The following is a 17,690-nucleotide window of genomic DNA, read 5'->3' on the forward strand; positions in this document are numbered from 1 at the left end:
CCAATCTTTCACACTATAAACAGTTAGCTTTTGATATGCACTGCGGGAAGTTTTTGGTAAGACTCAACCCACGCCGCATATGCTTCCGGTTTTTGCCACACATGGTAGTGCAAGCGCGAGATCGTAACAGGATCGCTAAGCAGTGCCAGGCGCTGATTATTGCTCACCTCTTCCGGTTTACGATTCAAGGCATCACGTACATTCTGCTCACGCACATCTTCAATCGCTCGACTGAAACGATGTCGCGCCGTCGCCATTGCGCTGGCAAGGGCATTAACAGACGGATCAAAGACAGCCTGCATAAAGCCGTTATCGAGTCTACGCTGGTGGTTCAATCGGCAATACTCATCCGTAGCGACCAGTTCACGCGGCGGATTGAACTCTTCCGGTATCATCAGCAGCTTCGCACGCTTACAACCCAGTCCCAATGCTGCACGGCTTGAATAAACCGACACAAACGGTGACAAAATCAGGGAGAAGACAATCGGCGACAGCCACCACAAGAAGCGCAGATCCAGCCATGCCATACCAATCGCCCAAACCAGCCCCAGAATCAACTGAGAACCGTGGCGCACAAATGCCTCGCTCCATGGTGTCGCATCATCGTCACGCTGTGGAGAATTCCACTGTACTGACCAGCCGAGGAACGCGCTGACAACAAACACCGTGTGAAACAACATACGAACCGGTGCCAACAGAACTGAGAATAACATTTCCAGCAACAGGGAAAGGAATACCCGGAAAACACCACCGTACTCTTTTGCCCCTTTCGCCCAAACCAGAATTACGCTCAACAATTTTGGTAAGAACAGCAACACCAATGTCGTTGAGAAGAGAGCGATAGCCAGTTCCGGCCGCCACTGTGGCCAGACGGGGAACAGTTGTCGTGGCTGCAAGAAGTACTGGGGTTCCATCAGCGTATGCACAACCTGCAACGCGGTAGAGAGCACCAGGAACATAAACCACAACGGTGCAGACAGATAAGACATCACGCCAGTAAGGAACACAGCACGATGAACCGGATGCATGCCTTTAACCAGGAACAGCCGGAAGTTCATCAGGTTACCATGGCACCAGCGGCGGTCACGTTTCAGTTCATCCAACAGGTTAGGCGGCAGCTCTTCATAACTTCCAGGGAGATCATAGGCAATCCACACGCCCCACCCTGCACGACGCATCAGCGCTGCTTCAACGAAGTCGTGAGAAAGAATCGCACCCGCGAACGAACCTTCACCCGGCAGCGGTGCCAGTGCACAGTGCTCGATGAACGGTTTAACACGAATAATCGCGTTATGCCCCCAGTAATGCGACTCACCCAACTGCCAAAAATGCAGGCCCGCGGTGAACAGCGGACCATAAACACGCGTCGCAAACTGCTGACAGCGCGCATACAGAGTATCCATGCCAGAAGCTTTCGGAGAAGACTGGATGATACCAGCGTTCGGGTTCGCTTCCATCAGCCTGACCAAAGACGTCAGACATTCGCCACTCATCACGCTATCGGCATCCAGAATCACCATGTAGCTATACTGGTTACCCCAGCGACGGCAGAAATCATCGATATTGCCGCTCTTACGTTTGACGCGGCGACGGCGACGGCGATAAAAAATGTGCCCTGCGCCACCAACATCACGGCACAGTTCCATCCAGGCTTTTTGCTCTGCTACACAGATATCGGGATCGTTACTGTCGCTCAGAACGTAAATATCAAAATGCTCAAGATTACCCGTCGCTTCAACCGATTCATACGTCGCCCGTAATCCCGCAAACACACGTTCTACGTCTTCGTTACAGATCGGCATAATTAATGCCGTGCGGTGCTCAGGATTCAGGGCCTCGTCACCAACTGTCGTGGAAGAGATACTGTATTTATCTCGACCAATAAGCAGTTGCAGGAACCCCATCAGCGCAGTCCAGAACCCGGCCGATACCCAGCAGAACAACACCGCAAACAAAACAAGTATCCCGCTTTGCAGCACGTAAGGCAGCAACTGCATCAACGAACGCGTCCAAGGCTGCCCCGCCATTTCAAACGGATCGATCAGCGCCCACCCCTGATAAGGCAGGATGGTTTTCATGTACCACGTTGCGATCGCGGTCTGGAACAACGTCAACGCCAGCAGAATATAGCGACGGATTGTTCCCACCAGACGCCAGCGGTTCTCGGAAATTTTCTCTTCCGGGCTGTAATGAGGGCGAGGCGGTACGGTTCGTCCTAGCAAACTTTCCCACCAGCGAATCAATGGGTTCGTCCGCCAAACATCAGGGAACATCGAGGCGCGGGTAATGACGGGCATCGCTTTTAATGCCGTCCGCCCTTCTCTGTCTGTACCGAGTTGCTTACCGTTGTCCAGACCATCAGCCCAGGCCATTTCAAGACGTGCCTGCACGGAATGCAACGCTGCATCGTCTTCGGCCTGAACCTTAACCTGATTACTTTCCTGCTCGCTACCTTCAGACAGAGCCTGATGCAAAACGGCCTGATCGTTCCAGGCCGCTTGCGGTAATTTTTCGCGAAGAACCTCTGCCTGCTCGGCAGGCAGAGGTAGTTTCTCAATATAATCGAGAGAAGAAGTTGACTTATTCATTAGCAGGTAGCTGATTGCTCCAGGTTTCAGTCAATGTCGTCTCGCCATTAACCAACGCAGCTCTCATTTCAGTCGGCTGTTTCGCATCTTTCACACGCACACGCAGCGTCAGACGCCAACCATGAGTTACTGGGTTATAGCGAACATTATTTTCTACAATCTCGCCGTTATCGCCAATGCTGGCCTGAGAGGCTACCGGAGCGTTCTCATCCAACTCTTTCAAATTCGGTCCAATGAAGTCAACAATATAAGCGATCGTGCCATCGGGCTGGCGGATCAAGTTTGATTGTTTAACATCACCGGCAGAACGCCGAGTCTGTTGGACATAAGCAATATTCGGGGAATGTAATTGATCTTCATCGCGCGTAAAGTGCAGACGATATTTAACATCCAGAGGTTTGCCCGTTTCTGGCAACACATCAGGCGTCCAGAAAGCAACGATGTTGTCGTTGGTTTCATCTGCGGTAGGGATTTCAACCAGCTCAACCTTCCCTTTACCCCACTCGCCTTTCGGCTCAATCCACCCGCTTGGACGCAGATCGTAACGGTCGTCAAGATCTTCATAGGCAGTAAAATCACGTCCACGTTGCAGTAGACCAAATCCTTTCGGATTTTCTACCGCATAAGTGCTCACTGACAGGTGCTTAGGATTATTCAGCGGACGCCAAATCCATTCACCATTACCAGCATGAATTGACAGCCCGTTAGAATCGTTCAATGCCGGACGATAATTTAGCGTCGGAGACGGCTGGTTCGGCCCGAACAGATACATACTGGTCAGCGGCGCAATACCCAGTTTGCCCACTTTATCACGCAGGAAGACTTTAGCCTGAACGTCTACTACGCTGTCACGCCCCGGATAAACGGTAAAGCGGTAAGCACCGGCGGCCCGCGCAGAATCCAGCAGCGCATAAATAACCAGATGTTTATCATTTGGTTTTGGGCGTTCAATCCAGAACTCACGGAAACGAGGGAATTCTTCACCGGAAGGCAACGCAGTATCGATAGCCAGACCACGGGCAGACAAGCCATAAATCTGGCCTTTTCCTACCACACGGAAGTAGCTGGCGCCCAGCATACTGACAATTTCATCGTTCTTATCGGCTTTATTGATCGGATAGAGAACTTTAAAACCGGCAAAGCCGAGATTTTTAACGGCTTCAGGATCGTGGTTAACGGAACCAAAATCAAAATACTCAGGAGAGTATTTAATCTCATCAACCGTTGTCGCCGTGACTTCATTAATTTTCACCGGGGTATCGAAATACATCCCCTGATGGTAAAACTGGAGCTTGAATGGCGTCTGTACATTATTCCAGTACGACTTATCGTTATTGAAACGAATTTGCTGATAGTCCGCAAATTTCATATCACGGAATTGCGCGGGAAGATTACTTTTCGGCGCTTCAAAACCCTTTTGTGCCAGCTTTTCAGCCTGCTGCGCTACATCATCAATAGAAAATGCCCAAGCAGGCACTGCGCTTACAGACAGCATAATGGCGGCTGACAGCAAGCTAAGGCTAGCAACCCGCTGTTTAAACCCAAATTTATTATCCAGCACAGCTCCCCCTGTTGGTGTGCTTCAATCAACTAAAATCCATATTAATGGATAAGTTAGCTTTCCTACAACTTGATAAAGATATTGTTCATCATAATAGGTCAGCGTTTAAACAACGAGAACGCTGAAGCATGATAAACCGGGTTGTAAAAATGGAAAACAGCCACGGACTATAGCGAATATCGGCCTGCACGGGCGTAGGATTATTCCGTTTACGCCCACACCGTTTCCCATTGCCACACCCACAAAAGGTCTGACGAACAGTGACATTGGTTCCCATACCGCTTGAAGTATGGCGTGTATAAAGATTTGTGTCACAATGCAGGGGCAAGTAAAGTACACTCCCAGACTGAACCCAGTATTGTTGAATTAAGACTGCTATGCTTTTGTCCGCATTACGACGGCGAAGTTTCCCAGCCTGGGTTGGCATCTTCGCTATTTTGACCATCTTCATTGCCCCGGTGATTTCACAAACACGTGTGCTTCACGAGCATGGGCTTTATGACGATGGTACCGCTACAAACAGTGCGGCCACCACACATCGTTCTACTCGTGCTATCGCGCATGATACAACTGCACACGCCGATCACAACGGCAGTATAGCGGAACCACACTATAATCCTACCGCTCGCGTGATGCCTGGGCATCACGCGACGCAATTACACCATTCTCCCTCATCGCCATCCATGATGATGGATCATGCTGCGTGTGGCTACTGTGTACTTTTTTCGTATACGCCAGCGCTGTTCGCAACTGGCTCCCTCAATCTCATACTGACGTCATCGTTATCTAAAGCGTTGGTTATTCATTTTGTTTCTCGTATTGTCCTGCCTGAACGTTATGCCTCTCCTGTAGTACGCGCGCCGCCTTTCTGAATTATGCAGCATCATGCCTGCGGGCATTTATAACGCATCGCGCTATATCCTTTTCGGTATGGCGTTCGATCATTTTTTGCTAAATGATTTCAGAGGGTTTTATGTCACACCCTAATCAGGCATCGGCCACCACTGCTGCCTCCGGCACACGTCCAGCCAGAGAAACTGCGCGCGATAGCGGCGCATTGGATAAAGTATCGCCACGCACCGCTATTGTTGCTCTGTTCATCCGGCTTCATTTCTACATCGGTATTTTTGTCGGTCCTTTTATCTTCGTCGCTGCCCTGACAGGAACGCTGTACGTCCTGACACCGCAGATTGAAAACCATCTGTATTCGCACCAGCTTTTCACTGAAAGCCAAGGCACGCCGCATTCACTGGCTGAACAAATTCGATCTGCTCAGGCAGGTCTCATTCACCATCAGGATGCAAAACTGCTTGCGATACGCCCTGCGTCCACCGCAGGAGAAACCACTCGCGTCATGTTTGCCCTGCCGGAGTTAGGGCCGTCAGAAAGCCGCGCTGTTTTCGTCGATCCCGTTTCGCTGGAAAATCGTGGCAGTGAGATTGTTTACGGCACCAGCGGCATCCTGCCATTTCGTACCTGGCTTGATTATCTGCACCGCGGGCTGCTGTTAGGCGATGTCGGGCGTAATTACAGCGAGCTGGCAGCGTCCTGGCTGTGGGTCGCTGCACTGGGCGGTGTTGTCATCTGGTGGTCAACCCGGCATATGTCGTCCGCAACCCGGCGGCGGAAATTGAAAAATAGCCAGACGACGGCAGCAAAAACACAGCGACTGCGCCACTGGCACGCCACGATGGGGCTCAGCCTTATACTTGGTTTGCTATTCTTCTCCGCGACAGGATTAACCTGGTCGCAGTGGGCAGGCAGCAACATTTCTGTCGCACGCACCGCGTTAGGGTGGCAAACGCCATCGGTGAAAACGCAATTGCCTACACCGATGTCTAACCACGATATGATGCACAGTCATGACATGGCGATGGATGAACACGCCGAGCACCACGCGCCAATGCCAATGGAGGATATCGAAACCTATTCGCCAACGTTATTTGATGAGGTGCTGACTGCCGCACGTCATGCGGGTATCGATGCCAGTAAGATCGAAATTCGTCCTGCAACCAGGCCACACCGCGCCTGGACTGTCAGTGAGATCGATCGATCCTGGCCAACTCAGGTTGATGCCGTGTCGGTTAATCCAGATACGCTGGAGATTGTGGACAAAACCGATTTCAACACCTTTCCGCTCGCCGCCAAACTCACCCGTTGGGGGGTGGATGCGCACATGGGCGTGTTATTCGGTTTGCCCAATCAATTGATTCTCGCAGCATTTGGCCTTGGACTCTGTGCGATGATCGGATGGGGCTATCGGATGTGGTGGATTCGTCGTCCAAAAACTCGTCATGACGTAAATCCGGTCAATACGCTGACAGCGGCATTGCTGCTGATTCCTGCCTTTCACCGGATTCTCATTGCGCTCATTACGCTGCTGCTGGCAGTGAGTTTACCCGTTATGGGAATCAGTCTGCTCATCTTCCTGCTGATTGACGTTGTCCGGTGGTATATGAGCCAGCCCAGACAGGCTATCGCCAAAAACTAATTTCCTCACTGCCATCACAGCAAAAAACCGCCATTGTGCAACACAATGGCGGTTAATCAACAACACACGATTAGCGATAAAAGGTTAGAACGTCGTCCAGTCCGCCAATTCACCTTTAGCAGACGTTTTTTCTGCACGACTATTTTTAGGTCCAGCCAGCGCAGGTGTTTCCATTTTCCTATTTTTTAACACAGCATTTTTATAAGATGAGCCGAGGTTGAATACGCTAACCGTCCGCGCAAGGCTATCAGCCTGATCCTGTAAAGAGAGAGCAGCCGCTGCGGATTCTTCAACTAGCGCTGCGTTTTGCTGAGTTGTGGTATCGATCTGTCCGACAGCCAGATTAATCTGGTTGATCCCATCACTTTGCTCACGGCTGGCCTGTGCAATTTCGTTGATGATTCCCGTTACCCCCTCTACGTTTGTCACCAGTGAATTCATCGTGACGCCGGTTTCTTCTACCAGCCCCATACCGTCCTGTACTTTCTTGAACGAGTCGTCGATCAGTTCTTTGATTTCTTTTGCCGCCGTAGCGCTTCGCTGAGCCAGCGCTCGGACCTCACTGGCGACGACAGCAAATCCTCGACCCTGTTCACCAGCACGCGCGGCCTCAACGGCCGCATTCAGCGCCAGGATATTGGTTTGGAAAGCAATTCCATCAATCACGCCGATAATTTCCGCCATACGCTGTGACGAAGCGCGGATACCGCGCATTTCCTGCGTTACCGTTTCCATCATCGCGCCGCTTTTCTTCACCGTTTCAGACGCGCTGGCAGCAAGGTCTGTCGCCTGACTCGTATTATCCGCGGTATTTCTTATCGTTGACGTCAGTTGTTCCATTGATGACGCCGTTTCTTCCAGTGAGCTAGCCTGCTCTTCCGTTCTGGCTGATAAATCCTGATTCCCCGCTGCAATTTGCGAGGCTGCACTGGAGATCGTTTCTGCACCGTCACGCACCTGGCTGACAATTTCTCTCAGGCTACCATTCATATTATTCAAGGCAGATAACAATTGACCCGTTTCATCTTTGCGATCGGTATAAATTTCAGAGGTCAGATCGCCTTTCGCGACATTTTCTGCAACACCCAGAGCTTCTTTTAGCGGTTGGGTTACGCTGCGGGTGATCAATAACGCAATAATCAACCCAGCCAGTGCACTGATTAAAATGATCGTTGCGAGCACCATCAGTGCATTTTTATAACTGTCACTCACTTCTTGAGCGGAGGATGACATTTTATCATCCTGTATATCGATGAATTCGTTGACTTTACTAGTATATTTCGCCTGAGTCACACGCGTTACGTTGAAGTATTCTTCAGCAGCGGCGTCGGTATTCCCAGCCGAAATCAGTGAAGAGAGTTTATTCGCTGACCCAAGGAAATCGCGTCGGATGTCACCGATATCACGCAGTACAGCAACAGACTTACCGTCATTTACCGATTTATTTAAATACTCCATAAGTTCAGATATCTTTCCTGAACGCTCCTTGTTTAGCGCCAACTGTTTATTGATTTCACTTTCTGATTTGAGTAATAGCAACAATTGCTGATTATTGAGGTAACCATTCAACTCATCAATTAGCTTATTACTTTTGACGGTTAGTGGATAATTTTGAGAAACAATATCATCCATTTTTTCGTGAAAATCACTTAGCTTTGAAATTGCAACGCTGCCAATGATCAAAAGCATTAATACCAGAAAAGAAAACCCCGCTCCTAATCGATATCCTATACGCCAGTTGGATAAACCCATTAACATCTCCTTAATTAATTTTTCCTATCTGCATAAATATATAATTTAAATAATCAATATTCATTCAACAAATACAGATAGCTCCAATAACTTTTCATAACAAAACTCACATATCAGGACAGATCATTTATATGCCCTGGTGAGAAACATAAACAATATGTAGGTAGAGATGTCCATAAAACTACTTCCACCGTGGCGCAGTAGAATTGGTCTAACCAGATACAGCGTGCGATACCAGACTTCTGCACAGACTGGCAGTAGAAAAAACGTCATCCTTTACCTCTCATCTTTCACTACACTTTCCCGTACCATAGTCTGACTGTTTACATTCCCATATCCTATAAAACTCAGGATAATTACCGCCACTAAAATTATGGTTTAATAGCCGCGGTAAGAACGAATAAAAATCAGAACACATTCTCCTTACGCCGAAGGCGGTATCGGCTTTTTGTAGATAATCTTTATATTTTCTAACTTATAACACCAATATCTATTTAATCGATCATTTTGAAAAAATCTATCTATTTACGAGATATATGTATTTTAGAGAAATAAATATTATATTTAGGATGTGACAATGAAATCAAAAATAAAAAAAATCACCCAGCCACCTTTTCATAAAAGTGGCTGGGTGATTTAAGTTTTGTTATCTATTCTTTGGAACAATCAGAAAGTAAAAACACACTCCTGCATTACTTTTTCTTGGAAGTCGCTTTGGATTTACCTTTAAGCAATTCCCGGAGTTTCTTAAGTTCTTTCTGCGTCAATGGCGCTTCTGCACCCACTTCTTCCGTACCCTGGCTATCCACCGATTTAGAATACAGCTCAGAGGATTGGTGACTCTCATCAAAGCTTCTCAGCAGCCGGGCACTGACTTCTGCACTAAGAGATACTTCATTTTCCAGGGCAGCGGCTTTGATTTTTTCTTTCAACTCAGAGGAAATTTTCAGGGACAGGCTAGATATCTCACTCATTTTATTACCTTTCTCATGGGGTAAAATAGTAAGCTATGACAGCCAGCTTATAATGTCCATACTGAAATAAAAATTTAATATTTCTGTCACAAAAATAGTTTAATTAACTTCTTAGCGAAGAAGTTATTATTCGGCTATTTTAATTTTCCTGCCAAATGTTATTTATTTCCATTTTTCATTCTCCAGTCGTCAATCATCATTCTGGTTACATCATCTTTGTAACAAATTGGCGAATAGCCTCCAACCCGGCTCCATGCGCTACGCTTACCGCACTTGCTACCATTACGCGCTGAATTATAAGGACATGGGCAATTACCGGAATAAGACGAAATCGATTCCTGAATAATCTTTTCTTTGATCTGCTCGTCAGAAATCCGAGAATTTTTCGCCATACTAGACGTAGAAACAGAAAGCAGAGCCATAGCACATACCATCGCAACAGCCAGCGTTGTTTTCATATCAAAAGCCTCACTTTAACCAGAGGATAATAACTGTAGTACAAAATACACGCAGCATTACGATGTATCATGTCTGCCGCATGGGTTAAAAAATTGATCATAAAATATTAACAACATAAAATGCAGGCGCTTCGAGAATAAAAGGAAACAAACGTGCCACATCACTCCTTCTGGGAACTCATTAAACTTACCTACATGAGCGGTTTTGTCGTTTCTCTGATCGTTACTTTCTTGTTAAGTAAAGACAAATCCCTGTTCATCCGATTCTTTGCTTCGTTAATAGTCGGTCTAACCTGGCCGTTGAGTTTTCCTGTCGTACTGCTGTTCTCCATTTTTTGAAGCCGTGTTTATCTTCAAGACAACATACTTTATGACTCACATGCAGCAACGCCTATACTCGCCTTTTAGAGGAAAAGCCCCACGATGAGTAACATTCTGATCAGCGCCTGCCTTTCCGGCTTTCCCGTTCGTTATAACGGTACTGAAAAGAAATCTGTCGGCGACTATCTCGCTCAGTGGCGTAAACAGGCAAGACTGATTACGTTTTGCCCAGAATTAGCCGCAGGTTTCCCAACTCCCAGACCTTCAGCGGAGATTATTCCGGCCTCCGGTAGCAATTCGGTTATCCAGGCTGGAGCCAAAGTTATCGAAGCAACTGGCGGTGATGTGACCGAGCGTTATATTCTTGGTGCATGGCTAGCGCTGCAAATGGCACAGCAGCATAACTGCCGCTTCGCTCTCCTTACGGAAGGGAGCCCATCCTGCGGTAGCAACATCATATATAGCGGGCGATTTGATGGTTCACAAACGGCAGGCAATGGCGTTACCGCAGAGTTGCTGCGTCACCACGGTATCGAGGTATTTTCCGATCGCGAGATCGGCCAGTTGATCGAACGTGTTGAATATTGCGATCGCCATGCTAACGCATAGCGTTGCTACTGCCCGTCACCAATCCTAAACGCAGCAGCAACGTCATGTAAAAACTAACGAACGACAAGTACTGACATGGTTGCATGGCGAACGATCGCGGCAGCATTTGAGCCAAGCAGATAAGTCTTCACACCCGGTCGACGTGAACCGATTACGATCAAATCCGCATTAATCTCTTCTGCCAGCGATAACACTTCGTCTCTCGCCGAGCCGAAGCTGACACTACATGACAACTGCGATGCGGGAAGATCAATCGTTTTCATTAGTGATTTCAGCTTGTCATTCGCTTTCACCACCGCTTCATTCTCAAATTCTTTTATGCCAAAAGAATAAGCAGATAAAAATGCCGATGCATCCGGGAGGGAATGAAAGAGGTGTATTGCGGCACCCGACATTTTGGCCAACCTGACTGCTTGCATCAATGCGTGTGTGGTGAGTTCATCTTCTTCTATATCGACTGGCACCAAGATGCTTGTGTACATAATCGCCTCCCCTACGTGGATAACTGATTACCTGTCAGTATGTAGGAAGCGTAGTATGCTCAGCAGCAACAGAATATGATCCCGTTCACTTTTACGCATGTTGCACGCAATTTTTAACCAGATAGACGCGCAACATGCGCCGTTACCCCCCTATTTACATTTAAATCGGTCGAGTATAAATGCGTGATGATTCACCCCAGGGGTGATAGCCCATTCCAGTAAAGTGAAACCCATAGCGTTCATAAAAATCGAGCAGTTCAGTGCATAAATGCAGCTTAGAAAAACCAGCGCGGTGGGTTCGCTGAACAATATGTTCGATCAACTGCCCTGCATAACCCTTACCACGATGACTCTCTTCAACATAAAGCGCACACAGCCACGGATAAAGATCCATACGGCTGATAAAATCATTGGTAATTAACCCTGCACCACCAATGATATGTCCTTCTTTTTCCATCAAATACCAATCAGGTAATGGATTGTCGGCATCAATGCAGTGGCTGATACAATCTTCATAAAGCATCAGCGTTTCATCTGACGCCCAATGGCGTTGGAAATAATGGATCGCCAGCTCTTTGTATTCGGGGCGATTTCTGACAGAAATAATATTCAACATAGAGCTAGCGGCTCGCATTCCATGAAGCAACAATGTTTTCCGTTGTTTCTACCGTAATTGTGTTACCTGGAATAATAAAATTCCGCCACACATCATTGTAGTGCGTAACTAATTGCTCTGCTTTCAGCTCACCGCGATTGGACGTCGTGTGTGCATCTGAAGCTATCGTCAGCCCATAACCGCGGCTGGCCGCATTTTTAATAGTTGCATCAACGCAATAATCCGTCGCACATCCGCAAATCGTCAGGTGGTTAACACCCAAATCAGCCAACACATCGGCTAGCGGTGTGCGATAAAATGCATCGCACGCCATTTTGGTGATAGACAGGCTTCCTTCTGGCTGATGTAAGTCAGGTAATAACTGCCATCCCTCGCTGCCCGACAGCATACCGCCACCTTCGTGCTGAATAAAAATCGTCCGATCTGCTGCGCCTGAAAGCTGGTTTATCAACGCTACTGTCTGCGCTTGTCGCGCTCTTGGCATAGCAAACACCGCATTCTGCATATCAATGACTAACAAAACCTGCATTTTTTTCCTTAGTGTCAGCACTTAGCATCGACACTCATTATCATCACGGAGTCAACAGGAAAAAGACAAACTGCTTTTGCTCTGCTCTTTTGCATGCCAGCGCTCCAGGTAAACTACGGCAGTACATGTCGGTGTAACAGACATGTTGATAAACAACGTGTACTACAGAAAAATGTCATCACCCTGTACAGATCAAAATCTGATAGGACTTAATAAAAATGCATTAACCGTTTTTATGTTCAGTTAATGTTTTTCCCTGCCTCCTCTCACCTCATCATGTTTAACTTATTGAAGTTATACATCTCGCATAATTATTTCAAACATAATATTGGAGGGAAATGATAAATTCATATTTATCCGCCTGACCATTGATGATCGCCGCCATCCTTTCGCACACGCAAGGATCGCTAAGTGACACGGTGCTTATTTAGCTTATCGACTGGTTTTATGCGTACAATCGACTAAAGTTAACTAACCATTTATTCATGTCTGGCGGACAGCCCATTCACGCTGTCTGGTGTTGTGTGCATAAACAATGTTCAAAACACGAAAGGGAGGAGAAGCAATGCATTCAGAGATGCCCCAAAACGAGCTTCCACTATCTGATGTCCTTGGCCTAGGCTCTCAGATCAGCGATATGGAAATGCTCGGCAACATTGTGGAAGAGATCATCCAATCAGGCCATTCCGTCAGCAACAAGGCCATCATTGCTAAATTAATTCACAAAATGGAGACAGAGGCTAATGCTGCTTTTCAGGAAAAATATCGCACACTGCTGGATTTGATAGTTTATAAAACCCAGGATGATTTCCTGATTTAATACTTCGTGAATACATTCAACCGACTTCGGTAAGATTTGTATCTTGCCGGGATTATTTTGTTTAACGAATAGTGCCGTTGATAATGAATAGATTGTTGCGAAAGAATGGGGATACATTGATTGCCATACTTTTGTTATTCAATAAATGGCATATTTAAAACCCAGCATGATATAGCTATTATTTTGCTAATCGTTAGTATTCATTTCCGAGTGAATACCAGACGGAAAAACCCCCGCACGCCTCTCACGCATATTTTAGTCACATAAAATCGACTAAACAGAAGTAAAAAACCGTAATGTGAAACGCGATGCCTACCCGACAGCAGAAACGAAAATGGGCTAGCCGAAGCTAACCCATTGAATTTTTTGGCGGAGGAGTAGAGATTCGAACTCTAGAACACTTTCGCGTCGCCGGTTTTCAAGACCGGTGCCTTCAACCACTCGGCCACTCCTCCGCAATGACGCGAACTATAAACAGTGTGTGGGATCTTGTAAAGCATCACAGCGCTCAATTGGCTGAAAAACAACCTAACGCAACGTAATTGAACGCAAAATCGCCTTGCGATGCACAAAATCGCATAATTTTCCCCACCCTCATAAAAATTGCAGGACAAAATACGAGCACTGACACGGAGTATGGATAATTTGCAGCGTAAAGAAGGGTAAACCATCTTTAATAACGTCCTGCAACTATTTATTCTTTGACATTGGATAATAGCACCCTGAAGAGAGAGTCGCTGATATGGATCGTATTGTTGTTTCCTCTACCCGTGAAAGTTCGCTACTCAGCACTCACAAAGTGCTGCGTAATACTTATTTCCTACTGTCGCTGACGCTGGGTTTTTCCGCCGTTACCGCGACAGCAAGTACTGTACTTAACCTGCCTGCCCCTGGCTTAATTCTGATGCTGGTTGGGTTTTATGGTCTGATGTTCCTGACCCATAAACTGGCGAACAGCCCTGCGGGTATTTTGGCAGCATTCGCACTGACCGGATTTATGGGTTATACGCTGGGCCCAATTTTAAGCTCGCTGATTTCTTCCGGCGCAGGGGATATTGTCATGTTAGCGCTGGGCGGTACGGCAGTCGTGTTCTTCTGCTGTTCAGCCTATGTATTAACGACACGTAAGGATATGTCCTTCTTGTCTGGCATGATGATGGCTGGATTCGTTGTCCTGATTGTTGCTGTCATTGCCAATCTGTTCCTACAGATTCCAGCCTTGCATCTGGCGATCAGCGCTCTGTTTATTCTGTTCTCTGCGGGTGCCATCCTGTGGGAAACCAGTAACATCATTCACGGTGGCGAAACCAACTACATACGCGCAACAGTTAGCCTGTATGTCGCGATATACAACATCTTCGTTAGCCTGTTGAGCATTCTGGGCATCATGCGTAACGACTAAGTTTCGCTTATCACCGCACTGAGAAAGCCCCAATTTTGGGGCTTTTTTTACTCCGGTACAGACAGAAAAATTTGTTAAACTGCAAACTGAGATATCGCAGGCGGGGAAAAAGATGTTGGAGTTTGAAGGGCGAACAATCGCAACAGACGCGCAGGGTTACCTGATGGACAGCACAGCGTGGAGTGAAACGTTGGCTCCTGTGTTAGCTGAGCAGGAAGGCATCGAGTTGACAGACCCACATTGGGAAGTTGTCCGATTTGTGCGAAGTTTTTATCAGGAGTTCAACACCTCGCCCGCTATACGCATGTTAGTTAAAGCGATGGCGCAAAAATATGGTGAAGATAAAGGAAATAGTCGCTACCTGTATAAACTGTTTCCCAAAGGTCCGGCAAAACAGGCAACCAAAATCGCTGGCTTACCCAAACCAGTGAAATGCATCTAATCCTCAGTATCAATAGCGGATCGTGAAACCTTTATAGTCCGTTTTGCCGTGTGGCTCAATAAGCACCTTATCCACTCTGGCGCTTCGAGGGCCTCCTTGCTTTAACCACTCAATCAACGCCTCTACTGCATGAAGCTCGCCGCTCGCCACGACTTCTACGCTACCATCATCACAATTGCGCACATACCCACTGAGTCCGAGCTGTGTGGCTTGGTATTGCGTGCTGTAACGAAAACCGACGCCTTGAACCACACCGTAGACATAAGCCGCTGTCGCTATCTTTTCCATCTTTCCCCCTTCTCGGCACAGGCAACCAAACAACATTTCATTAGCCAGACTGTATCTTCTAAAAATTTACACCATACTGTTAATAGTGTGTTTAACCAGTGATTCAACGACGAGCACATGGAGTATCGCTTCAAAAACCCTTTACGCTACAAGACGTTATCGAATGCGGTTGTCCTCCCTCCGCAAAGTCCGCAACGAGTAGAAAGTGTAAACAATTTCCAGGGGGCTGTATGATCATTAGTAAATTTGGCATTGGACAACATATTCGTCATAGACTTCTGGGATTTCCTGGCGTCATTATTGATATCGATCCCGAATACTCTTTAGAAACGCCCGCCTGGGAAGAAATTAGCGGCAATGACACACCGCGCTCCGAGCCGTGGTACCACGTTGTTATGGAAGATGACGAAGGTCAACCAATACATACTTATCTGGCGGAGGCACAGTTGATGAAGGAAGAGCTTTCTGAGCACGATCACCCTTCACTAAACGAATTGGCCGAGGTCATTCAACGCCGCGCACCACAACTGCGCCATTAACTCTCATCAAAGCAGATATTGACCACCACAGTCAGCATTGGCAATGTTGTGATACTCAGCATCGCCAATGTCTGCAACTTATTTTCCCAAACCCAGCCGTGGGATTTCAATTTTCGGACAACGATCCATCACGACTTTCAGCCCTGCATCGTGCGCCAAAATTGCCGCCTGCTCGTTAATAACACCGATTTGTAACCACAGAACGGATGCACCGATAGCAATCGCCTCTTTGGCAATCTCATAAGCCGCTTCCGGCTGACGAAAGACATCGACCATATCAACGGGTTTAGGAATATCCGCTAAGCTGCCATACGCAGCTTGACCCAAAAGCGTCTGTCCGGCCAGCTTGGGGCTGACGGGAATAACGTCGTACCCTTGCTCAAGTAAGTACGCCATGACGCCATAGCTCGGACGGGATGGCTTATCGCTAGCACCCACTAATGCAATGGTTTTTACTGTTTTCAGCACAGATTCAATATCACCGTCATTCATCCTCTTCTGCCTCTCTTGCGTGATTTATTAGAGTGTATCGCACATTCAAGAAATAGCTGGAAATGGCGCAAAGAATCCGCAACCTGATGCCGTACGGGACGAAAAATGCCATAACAGCCTGTTTCAAATTGAAATCTTTGACACATTCAGACAATTCCTCAACAATACTTAAATTACGTTCCATCTGGGAAAATTATGAAATTCGGCTTCATCACTGCCTGCCTTTTTATTGCGGGTTTAAGTACCTCAGCAATCGCGGCAACAACGTTGAAATTAGATCAGAAGATCAATCTCCTGATGGTTGACGGGCAGAGAATGTCAGGCTCGTTGCTGAAAGGTGCCGATAGCCTCGAACTTGGCAGCGGGCAACATCAGATTTTGTTCAAAGTTGTCGATACTGTCGATGCTCAGACCGGTGCACCAACGACCTATTTTCCTTCAACATTTATTGCGACATTCAACACAGAAAAAGTGATATCGGTGTCATTTAAACTGCCGCCGCTGCAAACTCTTAAGGATCGCAAAAACTTTACCGACCTTCCCCAATATCAATTTCTTGATGAAAAAAATCAGGTTATCCCTGCACGTACTGATGCGCTTGTCATCGCTGATAATGAATTGCTCGATATAGAGCGTAAAATGTCGGAATACAACGCATCGGCTAAAGGTGCTTCAGTTGCAGGTTTTGCTAGCGTGCTGAATGAATCTGTAACCTGGTGATTTTACGCGCAGCCACATCAGATTTTTGATACCCGTTCGCCTTTTCCAGCTTTTATCGCTTTGCACTGAAACAGCGTTTCCGTAATCTGTCCCTACCCTAGCGTCAGCTTTACTACACCAGATTGAAGGACGTAACCATGGAGTTCACCACCCGTACCATCGCCGCACAAAAACATATCGCGCTAGTAGCGCACGACCACTGTAAACAATCTTTATTGGATTGGGTTGGTACGAATAAACAACAACTCGCAGAGCACTCGCTTTACGCCACCGGGACCACCGGGAACCTGATTCAGTTGAATACTGGACTGCCCGTAAAAAGCATGCTGAGTGGACCAATGGGGGGTGACCAGCAGGTTGGTGCGCTGATCTCCGAAGGGAAAATAGACTTGATGATTTTCTTTTGGGATCCTCTTAACGCCGTACCTCACGATCCCGATGTAAAGGCGCTACTGAGACTCGCAACCGTTTGGAACATTCCTGTTGCGACCAACCGTGCAACGGCGGATTTCCTGGTCAACTCTGCGCTATTTAAAGAACCGGTTCAAATAGCCATTCCTGATTATCAGCGCTACCTGCAAGATCGTCTGAAATAATATCAGTACA

Annotated in this window: 20 protein-coding genes and 1 tRNA gene; 10 read left to right on the plus strand and 11 right to left on the minus strand. The window is 47.2% G+C overall.

The annotated features are described in order from the left end of the window. Positions 1–23 precede the first annotated feature (23 nt). Together mdoH and KP22_RS07180 are read right to left on the minus strand one after the other, a co-directional pair. Positions 24–2,588, minus strand: a complete 2,565-nt coding sequence (gene mdoH, locus KP22_RS07175; protein WP_039298837.1) for a glucans biosynthesis glucosyltransferase MdoH — start codon at positions 2,586–2,588, stop codon at positions 24–26. After that, positions 2,581–4,083 carry a glucan biosynthesis protein G gene (locus tag KP22_RS07180; RefSeq protein ID WP_156103714.1) on the minus strand — a complete coding sequence of 501 codons (1,503 nt, stop codon included), beginning with the start codon at positions 4,081–4,083 and terminating at the stop codon, positions 2,581–2,583. The genes mdoH and KP22_RS07180 overlap by 8 nt, the downstream gene beginning before the upstream one ends. Before the next feature lie 443 nt (positions 4,084–4,526). Here KP22_RS07180 and KP22_RS07185 point away from each other — a divergent pair, with 443 nt between their 5' ends. Then, complete coding sequence (locus KP22_RS07185) at positions 4,527–5,021, plus strand: DUF2946 domain-containing protein (RefSeq protein WP_039298830.1); 495 nt, start codon at positions 4,527–4,529, stop codon at positions 5,019–5,021. Positions 5,022–5,122: 101 nt separating this feature from the next. Next, positions 5,123–6,640, plus strand: a complete 1,518-nt coding sequence (locus KP22_RS07190; RefSeq protein ID WP_039323509.1) for a PepSY-associated TM helix domain-containing protein — start codon at positions 5,123–5,125, stop codon at positions 6,638–6,640. Between the two features lie 84 nt (positions 6,641–6,724). Here KP22_RS07190 and KP22_RS07195 read toward each other — a convergent pair whose 3' ends face one another. From KP22_RS07195 to KP22_RS07205, 3 genes are all read right to left on the minus strand, one after another. Next, a complete protein-coding gene (locus KP22_RS07195) occupies positions 6,725–8,392 on the minus strand; it encodes a methyl-accepting chemotaxis protein (RefSeq protein ID WP_039323280.1) in 1,668 nt (555 codons plus the stop codon). Between the two features lie 692 nt (positions 8,393–9,084). Then, positions 9,085–9,366, minus strand: a complete 282-nt coding sequence (locus KP22_RS07200; RefSeq protein WP_039298821.1) for a hypothetical protein — start codon at positions 9,364–9,366, stop codon at positions 9,085–9,087. Positions 9,367–9,524: 158 nt separating this feature from the next. Continuing rightward, complete coding sequence (locus KP22_RS07205; protein WP_039323283.1) at positions 9,525–9,824, minus strand: hypothetical protein; 300 nt, start codon at positions 9,822–9,824, stop codon at positions 9,525–9,527. 153 nt (positions 9,825–9,977) lie between these two features. On the opposite strand from KP22_RS07205, the gene KP22_RS21560 reads away from it, so the two are divergent. After that, positions 9,978–10,163, plus strand: a complete 186-nt coding sequence (locus tag KP22_RS21560; protein WP_072012544.1) for a GhoT/OrtT family toxin — start codon at positions 9,978–9,980, stop codon at positions 10,161–10,163. An 84-nt stretch (positions 10,164–10,247) separates the two neighbouring features. After that, positions 10,248–10,754: a 2-thiouracil desulfurase family protein gene (locus KP22_RS07210; RefSeq protein WP_039323287.1), complete on the plus strand. Its 507-nt coding sequence runs from the start codon at positions 10,248–10,250 to the stop codon at positions 10,752–10,754. 53 nt (positions 10,755–10,807) lie between these two features. On the opposite strand, the gene KP22_RS07215 is transcribed toward KP22_RS07210, so the two are convergent. The 3 genes from KP22_RS07215 to KP22_RS07225 all read right to left on the minus strand — a co-directional run bounded on the left by KP22_RS07215 (position 10,808) and on the right by KP22_RS07225 (position 12,381). Further along, positions 10,808–11,236, minus strand: coding sequence for a universal stress protein (locus tag KP22_RS07215; RefSeq protein ID WP_039298813.1), 429 nt, complete (start codon positions 11,234–11,236; stop codon positions 10,808–10,810). Between the two features lie 160 nt (positions 11,237–11,396). Further along, on the minus strand, positions 11,397–11,852 hold the full coding sequence (locus KP22_RS07220) for a GNAT family N-acetyltransferase (RefSeq protein WP_039323290.1): 456 nt from the start codon (positions 11,850–11,852) through the stop codon (positions 11,397–11,399). A 4-nt stretch (positions 11,853–11,856) separates the two neighbouring features. Next, positions 11,857–12,381 carry an isochorismatase family protein gene (locus tag KP22_RS07225; protein ID WP_039298807.1) on the minus strand — a complete coding sequence of 175 codons (525 nt, stop codon included), beginning with the start codon at positions 12,379–12,381 and terminating at the stop codon, positions 11,857–11,859. Between the two features lie 565 nt (positions 12,382–12,946). On the opposite strand from KP22_RS07225, the gene KP22_RS07230 reads away from it, so the two are divergent. Further along, a complete protein-coding gene (locus KP22_RS07230) occupies positions 12,947–13,201 on the plus strand; it encodes a biofilm/acid-resistance regulator YmgB/AriR (RefSeq protein WP_039298804.1) in 255 nt (84 codons plus the stop codon). A gap of 367 nt (positions 13,202–13,568) precedes the next feature. Here KP22_RS07230 and KP22_RS07235 read toward each other — a convergent pair. Beyond that, a tRNA-Ser gene (locus KP22_RS07235) sits at positions 13,569–13,656 on the minus strand. A gap of 287 nt (positions 13,657–13,943) precedes the next feature. Here KP22_RS07235 and yccA point away from each other — a divergent pair. Next, positions 13,944–14,603: an FtsH protease modulator YccA gene (gene yccA, locus KP22_RS07240; RefSeq protein WP_039298801.1), complete on the plus strand. Its 660-nt coding sequence runs from the start codon at positions 13,944–13,946 to the stop codon at positions 14,601–14,603. Positions 14,604–14,715: 112 nt separating this feature from the next. Next, on the plus strand, positions 14,716–15,045 hold the full coding sequence (tusE, locus tag KP22_RS07245; protein ID WP_039298798.1) for a sulfurtransferase TusE: 330 nt from the start codon (positions 14,716–14,718) through the stop codon (positions 15,043–15,045). 9 nt (positions 15,046–15,054) lie between these two features. Here tusE and yccX read toward each other — a convergent pair whose 3' ends face one another. Next, positions 15,055–15,333 (minus strand): acylphosphatase, encoded by a 279-nt coding sequence (gene yccX, locus KP22_RS07250; protein ID WP_039298795.1) that lies wholly within the window; start codon positions 15,331–15,333, stop codon positions 15,055–15,057. 230 nt (positions 15,334–15,563) lie between these two features. Here yccX and hspQ point away from each other — a divergent pair, with 230 nt between their 5' ends. Continuing rightward, positions 15,564–15,872 carry a heat shock protein HspQ gene (hspQ, locus tag KP22_RS07255; RefSeq protein WP_039298793.1) on the plus strand — a complete coding sequence of 103 codons (309 nt, stop codon included), beginning with the start codon at positions 15,564–15,566 and terminating at the stop codon, positions 15,870–15,872. Positions 15,873–15,950: 78 nt separating this feature from the next. Here hspQ and KP22_RS07260 read toward each other — a convergent pair whose 3' ends face one another. Continuing rightward, positions 15,951–16,364, minus strand: coding sequence for a CoA-binding protein (locus KP22_RS07260; protein WP_039298790.1), 414 nt, complete (start codon positions 16,362–16,364; stop codon positions 15,951–15,953). A 195-nt stretch (positions 16,365–16,559) separates the two neighbouring features. Between KP22_RS07260 and KP22_RS07270 the strand changes: the two genes are divergently transcribed. Continuing rightward, a complete protein-coding gene (locus KP22_RS07270) occupies positions 16,560–17,084 on the plus strand; it encodes a DUF2057 family protein (protein WP_039323294.1) in 525 nt (174 codons plus the stop codon). A gap of 137 nt (positions 17,085–17,221) precedes the next feature. Next, positions 17,222–17,680 (plus strand): methylglyoxal synthase, encoded by a 459-nt coding sequence (locus KP22_RS07275; protein WP_039323296.1) that lies wholly within the window; start codon positions 17,222–17,224, stop codon positions 17,678–17,680. The last annotated feature ends 10 nt before the right edge of the window (positions 17,681–17,690 follow it).

Source organism: Pectobacterium betavasculorum, assembly GCF_000749845.1.
In the GTDB taxonomy this organism is placed as follows: Bacteria; Pseudomonadota; Gammaproteobacteria; order Enterobacterales; family Enterobacteriaceae; genus Pectobacterium; species Pectobacterium betavasculorum.